Source organism: Shewanella sp. 11B5 (assembly GCF_002836795.1).
Classification (GTDB): domain Bacteria; phylum Pseudomonadota; class Gammaproteobacteria; order Enterobacterales; family Shewanellaceae; genus Shewanella; species Shewanella frigidimarina.
The window spans coordinates 1-9,115 of the sequence record NZ_PJAP01000247.1; the positions used below are offsets into that span (position 1 = coordinate 1).

The 9,115-nt window shown below is 43.5% G+C and carries 11 protein-coding genes; 8 read left to right on the forward strand and 3 right to left on the reverse strand.

Annotation, left to right across the window (positions count from 1 at the left end):
- From CXF78_RS03080 to cobO, 5 genes are all read left to right on the forward strand, one after another.
- Positions 1-154, forward strand: a 154-nt coding sequence (locus CXF78_RS03080; RefSeq protein WP_180957036.1) for a nicotinate-nucleotide--dimethylbenzimidazole phosphoribosyltransferase, incomplete at its 5' end; no start/stop codon positions are given.
- Between the two features lie 9 nt (positions 155-163).
- Positions 164-949 (forward strand): adenosylcobinamide-GDP ribazoletransferase, encoded by a 786-nt coding sequence (locus tag CXF78_RS03085; protein WP_011636351.1) that lies wholly within the window; start codon positions 164-166, stop codon positions 947-949.
- Complete coding sequence (cobU, locus tag CXF78_RS03090; RefSeq protein WP_102035949.1) at positions 949-1,479, forward strand: bifunctional adenosylcobinamide kinase/adenosylcobinamide-phosphate guanylyltransferase; 531 nt, start codon at positions 949-951, stop codon at positions 1,477-1,479. Before CXF78_RS03085 ends, cobU begins: the two co-directional genes overlap by 1 nt.
- On the forward strand, positions 1,479-3,050 hold the full coding sequence (locus tag CXF78_RS03095; RefSeq protein WP_102035950.1) for a cobyric acid synthase: 1,572 nt from the start codon (positions 1,479-1,481) through the stop codon (positions 3,048-3,050). Before cobU ends, CXF78_RS03095 begins: the two co-directional genes overlap by 1 nt.
- Complete coding sequence (gene cobO, locus CXF78_RS03100; RefSeq protein WP_102035951.1) at positions 3,047-3,676, forward strand: cob(I)yrinic acid a,c-diamide adenosyltransferase; 630 nt, start codon at positions 3,047-3,049, stop codon at positions 3,674-3,676. The genes CXF78_RS03095 and cobO overlap by 4 nt, the downstream gene beginning before the upstream one ends.
- 76 nt (positions 3,677-3,752) lie before the next feature.
- On the opposite strand, the gene CXF78_RS03105 is transcribed toward cobO, so the two are convergent.
- Both CXF78_RS03105 and CXF78_RS03110 read right to left on the reverse strand, forming a co-directional pair.
- Positions 3,753-4,562, reverse strand: a complete 810-nt coding sequence (locus CXF78_RS03105) for a substrate-binding periplasmic protein (RefSeq protein WP_102035952.1) — start codon at positions 4,560-4,562, stop codon at positions 3,753-3,755.
- A gap of 149 nt (positions 4,563-4,711) precedes the next feature.
- Positions 4,712-5,068 carry a winged helix-turn-helix transcriptional regulator gene (locus tag CXF78_RS03110; protein WP_011636356.1) on the reverse strand — a complete coding sequence of 119 codons (357 nt, stop codon included), beginning with the start codon at positions 5,066-5,068 and terminating at the stop codon, positions 4,712-4,714.
- A gap of 121 nt (positions 5,069-5,189) precedes the next feature.
- Between CXF78_RS03110 and CXF78_RS03115 the strand changes: the two genes are divergently transcribed.
- The 3 genes from CXF78_RS03115 (at position 5,190) to CXF78_RS03125 (ending at position 8,521) form a co-directional block, all read left to right on the forward strand.
- Entirely contained in the window at positions 5,190-6,551 is a 1,362-nt protein-coding gene (locus tag CXF78_RS03115; protein WP_257984818.1) for an aldehyde dehydrogenase family protein, read from the forward strand.
- A gap of 10 nt (positions 6,552-6,561) precedes the next feature.
- A complete protein-coding gene (locus tag CXF78_RS03120; protein WP_011636358.1) occupies positions 6,562-7,341 on the forward strand; it encodes a 2OG-Fe(II) oxygenase family protein in 780 nt (259 codons plus the stop codon).
- A gap of 595 nt (positions 7,342-7,936) precedes the next feature.
- Positions 7,937-8,521, forward strand: coding sequence for a hypothetical protein (locus CXF78_RS03125; RefSeq protein ID WP_011636359.1), 585 nt, complete (start codon positions 7,937-7,939; stop codon positions 8,519-8,521).
- 183 nt (positions 8,522-8,704) lie between these two features.
- Here the strand turns inward: CXF78_RS03125 and CXF78_RS03130 are convergent.
- Positions 8,705-9,115 (reverse strand): RluA family pseudouridine synthase (locus CXF78_RS03130; RefSeq protein WP_145991362.1); only part of this gene is annotated, 411 nt, incomplete at its 5' end.

Below are 9,115 nucleotides of genomic sequence, written 5' to 3' on the forward strand. Positions count from 1 at the left end.
ACAACAGCTACAAGCAACACCATTGTTGTCGCTGGGATTAAGACTTGGAGAAGGCACTGGCGCTGCGTTAGCGTTACCGTTAATTCAAGCTGCGGTGAATTTTTACAATCAAATGGCCAGTTTCGATGATGCTGGCGTTAATAATGTGGTTTAAGGGAACAACATGTCTGGCGAGATAAAATGGTTGCGGCAGTTAAATTTATTTTTTGTGGCGATGAGTTTTTTTACTCGGATCCCGGTTCCATCGTGGGTGGTGATTGATAGCGATAAGCTCAACAAAGCTAGCCGTTATTTTGGTTTAGTGGGCTTACTCATTGGCTTAATTTGTGCGTTGGTATTTTGGCTTGCACAGCTGATTTTACCGGCAAGCATTGCCATTTTATTAGCCATGGTGGCGGGTGTATTAGTGACCGGCGCCTTCCATGAAGACGGCTTAGCCGATACCGCAGACGGCTTTGGTGGTGGTTGGACGGTAGAAGACAAGCTGCGCATCATGAAAGATTCGCGTTTGGGCAGTTATGGTGCCTTGTCGCTGGGATTAGTGTTATTGCTAAAATGGCAATTGCTAGTTGAGCTGGCTTTATATAGCCCAATGGCGGCGGTCAGTGCGCTTGTAGCAGGCCATACACTCAGCCGCGTTGTGGCATCAAGCTTGATTTTTAGTGAGCAATACGTCCGTGATGACGACACCAGCAAGTCAAAGCCGATTGCCCAAGATCAGCAATTAAATGATTTATTTATTTTAATCGCCAGCGGTATTTTTGTGTTGTTATGGCTTAACGGTGTGGCGGCATTTGTGCTGTTTATTACCTTGTGGCTAGTTCGCATTTTGTTAGGCGGCTTTTTCCGTAAACAAATTGGTGGCTACACCGGTGACACACTAGGGGCTGCGCAGCAAATCAGCGAAGTGTGTTGTTACTTAGTTATTTTAGCGGTTGGATTAAGCTAATGATTCATTTGGTGTTGGGCGGTGCTCGTAGTGGTAAAAGTCGATATGCAGAGCAATGTGTAGCGGAATACGCTGCTATTGGTTATTCCTGTGTTTACTTAGCCACAGCAACAGCATTAGACCATGAAATGTCTGCGCGCATTAATCAACACCAACAAGACCGTATGTCCAGCGCCCATAGCTGGACATTGCACGAGCAAGCTTATGACGTTGGCCAAACATTGGTGGCGATAGATAAACCACAACAAGTCATATTGCTCGACTGCCTGACGTTATTATTAACCAATCACTTATTGTTAAATGACGGCGCCTCGTGGGCCACGCAAAAGTCATTACTCATCGACAGTTTGTCTGCTTTGCAAAGCGATGTGGTGTTAGTCAGTAATGAAGTGGGCTCGGGCATTGTTCCTATGGGTGAGTTAAATCGTCGTTTTGTTGATGAAGCGGGCTGGCTCAACCAAGAAATAGCCGCAATATCTGACCAAGTCACTCTAGTAGTTGCAGGCCTGCCGTTGGCTTTAAAAGCATAATGTCATTGGTTGACGAACAATCTCCAAAAGCCCCAACATTACGTGGCACATTAATGGTGCAAGGCACCACCTCTGATGCAGGTAAAAGCACGCTTGTAGCAGGTTTATGTCGTTTGTTTTCTCGTCAAAACATTAATGTCGCGCCTTTTAAACCACAAAATATGGCGCTAAACAGTGCTGTAACTGTCGATGGTGGTGAAATTGGCCGAGCCCAAGCATTGCAAGCTATTGCTTGTGGTTTAGCACCCCATACAGATTTTAATCCGGTGTTGTTAAAGCCAAGTTCTGATACCGGTGCCCAGGTGATTATTCACGGTAAGGCGCTGACAACATTAGAAGCCAAGGCCTTTTTCGGACCCGAGAGTCATGGTTATAAAACCTTAGCGTTAGCGGCAGTGATGCAATCTTACAGGCGCTTACAGCAACTATATTCGTTAGTGGTGATTGAAGGGGCGGGTAGTCCGGCAGAAATCAATTTACGTGAAGGCGATATCGCCAATATGGGCTTTGCCGAAGTGGCCGATTGCCCGGTGATCATTATTGCCGATATTGATAAAGGCGGCGTGTTTGCCCATTTAGTTGGTACGTTGGCGTTATTAAGCACGTCTGAGCAAGCGCGAGTAAGAGGCTTTGTGATAAATCGTTTTCGCGGCGACATCAGCTTGTTGCAGCCAGGTATTGATTGGCTTGAAGCCTATACCAACAAACCTGTATTAGGCGTATTACCTTATTTGCACGACCTACATCTAGACGCTGAAGATGAGTTAATTGATACCCCTAAAAACTCATTATCGACAACATTATCTGCCAGCCAGCGTTTGTCTGTATTGGTGTTAGTGTACCCAAGGATCAGTAATCATACCGACTTTGACCCACTGCGTTTACACCCGCATATTGATTTTCATTATGTGAGTATGCAGACCATGGCTCAATCATCCCATTGGCCCGCAGCAGATTTAGTCATACTGCCTGGCAGTAAAAATGTCCGTGCAGATTTAGCTTTTGTGCGCGAGCAAGGTTGGGATATTGCCTTAAAAAAACATTTACGTTATGGCGGCAAAGTCGTCGGCATTTGCGGCGGTTACCAAATGCTCGGTGAATTAATTGATGATCCTTTAGGCATTGAAGACAGTGCCGGTTGCAGTGACGGATTGGGCTTATTACCGATTACGACCGTATTAACTGCCAGCAAAACCTTAACTCAAGTAAGGGGTCACTTACGCTTACAAGACCAGCAGGCAGAGTTTAGTGGTTACGAGATCCATTGTGGTGAGTCTTCACTCACTCAAAGCGACGTTATCCAGCCGCTGTCGATTGAACACTATGCCCAGCAGCCAATGGCTATCACCAAGCTTGATGGCATGGTGAGTAATGACCAACAAATTTTAGCGACCTATGTGCATGGATTATTTGATCATCCCGCTGCATGCCAACTTATTTTGCAATGGGCTGGCTTAGACAGTCGCCATGCTATCGATATTAACCAAATCCGCGAGCAGCAACTAAATCGTCTTGCCGACGTATTAGAGGCGCATTTGGACATAAATACATTGAAAGGAATAATCTCATGACAACTGATAACCAACAAACTAGTGCTATTGATGCAAGCAAAGCTGAACGTCATAAAGCTCGTCAGCAGAAAGTCAAAGTGGGCGTAGATGCTAAAATTGCCGCCGCTCAAGATGAAAAAGGCATTTTGTTAGTATTAACTGGTAACGGTAAAGGCAAATCTACTTCCGGTTTTGGTTCAATTACCCGCGCTGTAGGCCATGGACATAAAGCGGCAGTGGTGCAATTTATTAAAGGCACTTGGGCTTGTGGTGAGCGTAATTTACTCGAAGGTGCTGGAGTGCCGTTTCATGTAATGGGCACCGGCTTTACCTGGGAAACTCAAGATAAAGAAAAAGATACCCAAGCCGCAATGGAAGCCTGGCTTGAAGCAGAAAAGTTGCTTAAAGACGAATCGATTAATATGGTGCTGCTTGATGAGCTGACTTACATGGTCAGTTACCACTATATCGAACTTGAGCGAGTATTAGCGGCATTAAGAAATCGCCCACCAATGCAACACGTAATTATTACAGGCCGTGCTTGTCATCGTGACATCATTGAATTAGCCGATACGGTCAGCGAAGTACAACCGATTAAGCATGCGTTTAACGAAGGTATTAAAGCGCAGTTAGGGTTTGATTATTAACAATTGATGTTGCTGAAACCATACATTGGTTTCAGCAACAAGAGCCAGTTAAATAAACAGTGGTTCCATCGTGGTTTTACGATGATTTATCAGGCTTAGTTGTTATTGGGCTCACTACCTGAGTTGCTGTTTGTTGCGATACGGGCTCAGGAAACCATTTTTTTACCAGAAGCTCGAACTGACCATTTTGTTTAATTGTATCAAATGCATGTTGCATCATTTCGAGTAACTCAATCCGAGTCTCTTTATGGGTTGCTAGACCTAGTTCGACATTATTATAAACATACGCCACTGTGAAATCAGACTGTTTAAGCCCAAGTGCTTTTACCGAACCGGATAGACCGATATTATTATTATTAATTAAATCCACGCGTTCAAAATAAAGCATTTTCAGTGCTTTTGTTTGATTTGAAACTAAATATACATTTGGGTGTTTATGTTGAATATTTAGGCTGTCGAGTGAAATGTCACCTCTAGGTAATGCTAGCGTGTAACGATTAATATCTTCTTTGCTATCAATATTGATGTCAGATCGAGACGCTTTTTTGTAAATAGCATTTTGCACCGTATAAAAATCGCTTACCCACTTAAACTGCTGTAAACGTTTTTCGGATTTACCGATTGAAAAAATAAAGGTATCAGGATTTTTTGCTGCATTTTTATATGCCCGATTCCAAGGCATGATTTGAATATTGATATCAAAATCGAGGTATTGCTGGGTAGCATGTAACACATCAATCGAAAATCCAACCAACTCTCCTTGGGGATTTAGCGACTGAAATGGAGGATAGCTTTCAGTGTAAAAAGTGACGGCGGGTCTAGCATTTGAAACCGGCGAACTGAAAAATGTAATGACCAAAATCACCACAGATAAGTAACGCAACATAAATAACAACACCTTAAATTAAGGCTTCCATGCATTTCATATCCGTAATTGGGGCAAGTTTAACATATTGTAATAATATTGTGATCATTAAGCTTTTTATTGTCAGATAATTAATTTTTGTGGTGAACTACAGGCCATAGTTGTTTTTACTAAACAATGTATTCATCAGCCCAGTCTTTTAAGCGTTCTAAAATATCCAATGCAGTGCGACCAAGTTCGGTAATGCTATAAGACACAGCAATAGGGCGATCACTAATCACATGGCGAGTCACGAGTCCTTGAGATTCTAATTCTTTAAGGCGTTGGTCGACCATTTTTTTACTTGCCCCGCCTAGCATGCGCGATAAATCATTAAATCGAACTGGACCATCTTGCAGGTGCCATAAAATGGATGCTTTCCATTTACCGCCTAATACACGCATACCGCGCTCGACCGAGCAGGGTTCAGCACAAGCGTTGATAACTTTTTTTTGACCATTAGTCATTGTTTCAATTTTAGTTTTCATAAATTTAATTTAAATTATTCTAGGTTACTAAAAGTATACTGGTTGCTTTTGTATTCCATTGTATCAAAATAGGCAGTAATTAGACTAGCGTCACTTTAGTACCATTAAGGAATGTTTCTCCATGGCAGTATTAACCTCTTACGATCCCGCGAGCTATCACTATGTCGGTGAACACATTGAAGCCACTGCAGTCGGTAGTGTTGAAACAACCGCTATTGAGCAATTACCTACCGTAATAAACAATGCGAAGGTAGCTCAAAAGGCATGGGCAAGCTTGCCTTTAATAGAGCGTCAGCAGTATGTGGTAAAAGCGTATCAACAATTGCACGCAGTGCAAGATGAGCTGGCGACACTTATTGGCCAAGAAATGGGTAAAGATTATCGTCGGGCCACTTATGAAGTTGGCGGTACATTACAAAATGCAGGCTATTTTGCCAGTGAAATCGGTGATGCATTAGCCACCGAAGATGTGGGGAATCGCACTGAATTACAATATCGTCCTTTGGGTGTGGTAGCCGTGATTTCGCCATGGAATTATCCACTTGCGATGGCCAATAACTTATTAATGCCTGCGTTAATTGCAGGTAATAGTGTGGTGTTAAAGCCGTCTGAAGAAACCCCGCTGGTAGCTGAGTTATTTATTAATACACTTAACCAGGTGTTACCACAGCACGTGCTGCAAGTGGTTCAAGGTGGCAAAGCCCTTGGCCAAGCATTAGTGGCTGCAGACATTAACATGGTGGCGTTTACTGGGTCGATGGCCGCAGGTAAACACATTATGGCCAATGCGGCGTCTGGCTTAAAACGCCTAGTGATGGAGCTTGGCGGCAACGATCCTATGATTGTGATGGCGGGTGCCAATATGGATGCCGCGGTGCGCTTTGCTGTAGCCAGTTCGTTTGAAAATGCAGGGCAAATGTGTACCTCAACTGAACGTGTTTATGTGGATGAGCGTATTGCCGATGAGTTTGAGCAAAAAGTGGTGGCGCTTGCCAGTCGGTATCGTGTTGGTGCATGGGATGGTGCAAATGTGAATATTGGCCCGATAGTCAATCCAACCCAACATCAAAAAGTGCTTGAGCAGTTAAAAGATGCCAAAGCCAAAGGAGCGAGCTTTTTATTGGGCAGCGATGATTATGCATTACCGTTTATTCAACCCACGGTAGTCAGTAACATCACCCCACAGATGCAACTCGAAACAGAAGAAACCTTCGGGCCTGTTGTTGCTATTAGTCGCTTTAGTAACATTGATGAAGCTATTAGTCGTGCCAATAACAGTCATTATGGTTTAGGTGCAGTGGTATTTGGTGGCCCTAGTGCGAACGCCGTTGCCGATCAGCTTGACGCTGGCATGGTGGGCGTAAACCAAGGTGTGGGCGGTGGTAATGCCCCTTGGGTTGGCGCAAAGCAAAGTGGTTTTGGTTTTCATGGCACGGCTGCTGGGCATAGACAATTTGCTCAAGTACGTGTGATCAGTCGTTAAGGTGAATGTAATGAATAATACAACAGAAAATGGCCAATACTTTGTCGCAGCTTTTGAGCCAGGCGCAGAGCATCCAGCGTTACCAACATGGGCAAGCTGTAACGACAATGGTGCAGAGCTAGCTTTATCCGCGCCTAGTACCGTGAGTAAAAAGCCGTTAACGGATGTACCTGGGGCATTTCAATTATTAAATGTACTGAGCGCTGATGAATGTCAGCGACTCATTTCTGTCAGCGAAACTATGGGGTTTTTACCTGACGCTGCGGTGTCTTTACCGCGCAATGTGCGTCATAACGACAGCTTAACCTGGGTGGTCGATAACACCACCGAACGGCTTATTTGGGATCGTATTGCAGGGGTAATGACCGACGATTTAGGCATTTTTGAAGGTAAAGCCGCGCTGGGATTAAATAATCGTTTCCGTTTTTATCGCTATAACGAAGGTGATTATTTTAAGCCGCATTCAGACGGTTCGTGGCCGGGCAGCCAAGTTATTGATGGCGAGCTTGTGCGTGATGCTTTTGGCGATCGATACAGCCAACTCACATTTTTGATATTACTGACCGAAGACTTTGAAGGCGGTGCGACACGCTTTTTAGTCAATGCCGACAAGCCCAATTTACCAGCAAAACACGGCGATAATATGCGCCAAGTTGATGTGCGAACGCCTGCGGGAAGTGTGTTGTGCTTTCCTCATGGCATGCACCCGTTGCACTGTATACACAGCTCAGAGCCGATTTTCTCTGGGGTTAAATACATTATCCGCACCGATGTGCTGTTTGAGTTATAGCACTGGCAATCTTATAGCATGGGTTTTCACAGCGGTTGGCTTGACGATAAGCCAGCCCGTTTGTGAGTTGTTCTACTTTTAGTGGGGTAAAGCACAAGGTTCGCTCAGTTCGAGCCGTTGTTGTATTTTTTCTCCTTGCTTAATCCTCGCTGAATTAAGCAGATGTTCCAATCAGCCATGTTTTTTCTGCTCAAAATAAACATGCTTTTATCAAACTTACTCGCATATCATTTTCAGCAATAAACTTATATAAAGCTGATCAAATAAGCTTACTCTTCGAGAGGGCTATTGTAATGGCGAATACTCGTCAAATAAAATTATCAGCGTCAATCGCATATGGCATGGCTAGGATTATCATTCAGTAGCAGTGACTAAAGCATATTGATTGTTAGTGGTGAAGCGGTGTAACAAATCGATCAATAAAACAGATAAAAAGTCGGTTAATTTTTTATTATTGAGTTTATCAATCGGCGCTTTACCCCCTGAGAACACTGGAATTCATTAACGCGATTTAATGTGCCGCAGTACTTGCTATTTGACTGACTAAACTATCTAATTGCGCCGCTTTCCCAACCACATATATAGAGATGTTTACATGAGATCAGTACTGTGTAGTTTGTTTGTTGTCAGTGTTATTAGCTTATCAGGATGCGCTGCACCGCAGAATAATTTTGCGTCAAAAGTGAAAGCGGAAGGTGAGCAACACTTAGACTTATCTCAGCAGTGGGAACAAGGACAAAAAGACCTCAAGAAAGGTAACAGTTTATTAATCGATGGGCGTGAGTTAATCGGAAAAGGTAAAAACCAAATCCGTGAAGGTGAAGCGTTAATAGCACAAGCCAAACAAGCCGCGCAGCAACAACGTCAACTATTTCAATCGATGGCTAACACGTTAAACAGCGCTCAAAATGGTGCCCGTGCAGTAGTGTTAGTTGATAGATTGGATGATGTAGCCGATCTCTGGGAAGATGCCGATGATAAGTATGCTGATGGTAAAGAACTTATTGAAGACGGTAATACCAACCTTGCTAAAGGCGAAAGTTCAATTGAACAAGGTCAAAACATGGTGACTAGCGGCCGTAGTAGAATGCAACAAGCGGAATCTACCTACCAACAACGTACTGGTAAAGGTTTAGTTGAGCAAATGCATTTAGAAGAACAAGCTAGTGAATTTAATTAGTCCGAGCTAATCTAGCTTGAGTTCATCTAATTTGGGCTATTTTAGTTAAGTTACGAAACCAAAACTAAAACCCAAACCAAAACCGATATTGCTAATTCAATATCGGTTTTATGGTTTCTAGGGTTCAGTTTTAACTAAAATGATTAGGTACTTACACAGAATCTGTTACAAGGTCCTAATGCTCTATTCAAAATCCGCTTTGATTTCAAACACCATTTCTTTTCCGTTTACCGGATGATTTAAGCTTAAATACTGCGCGTGTAAATGCAATCTGTTGGTCGCGACACCGTATAAATCATCACCGACAATTGGCATATGCAGGCCATCGTGATGAGCGCAATGCATCCGTAATTGATGGGTTCGCCCCGTTTTAGGGTACAAATATACTAAAGTGCGTAGCCCTTGACGTTGATACACTTGCCAATGCGTTTCGGCATGCTTGCCATGTTCATAACACACTAGCTGCTTAGGGCGGTCGTCCAAATCTACCCGTAATGGCAAACTAATGTCGCCCTCATCTTTGCTCGGCACACCTTCAATTAACGCGATATAACGTTTAGTCACGCTGCGCTGAATAAACTGTTGTTGTAGGGC

Excerpts from the sequence above, each read along its gene's own strand:
- CXF78_RS03085 (WP_011636351.1), top strand. The coding sequence starts at position 164 with ATGTCTGGCGAGATAAAATGGTTGCGGCAGTTAAATTTATTTTTTGTG.
- CXF78_RS03120 (WP_011636358.1), top strand. The coding sequence starts at position 6,562 with ATGAATAATACAACAGAAAATGGCCAATACTTTGTCGCAGCTTTTGAG.
- cobO (WP_102035951.1), top strand. The coding sequence starts at position 3,047 with ATGACAACTGATAACCAACAAACTAGTGCTATTGATGCAAGCAAAGCT.
- CXF78_RS03110 (WP_011636356.1), bottom strand. The coding sequence starts at position 5,068 with ATGAAAACTAAAATTGAAACAATGACTAATGGTCAAAAAAAAGTTATC.
- cobU (WP_102035949.1), top strand. The coding sequence starts at position 949 with ATGATTCATTTGGTGTTGGGCGGTGCTCGTAGTGGTAAAAGTCGATAT.
- CXF78_RS03115 (WP_257984818.1), top strand. The coding sequence starts at position 5,190 with ATGGCAGTATTAACCTCTTACGATCCCGCGAGCTATCACTATGTCGGT.
- CXF78_RS03095 (WP_102035950.1), top strand. The coding sequence starts at position 1,479 with ATGTCATTGGTTGACGAACAATCTCCAAAAGCCCCAACATTACGTGGC.
- CXF78_RS03105 (WP_102035952.1), bottom strand. The coding sequence starts at position 4,562 with ATGTTGCGTTACTTATCTGTGGTGATTTTGGTCATTACATTTTTCAGT.
- CXF78_RS03125 (WP_011636359.1), top strand. The coding sequence starts at position 7,937 with ATGAGATCAGTACTGTGTAGTTTGTTTGTTGTCAGTGTTATTAGCTTA.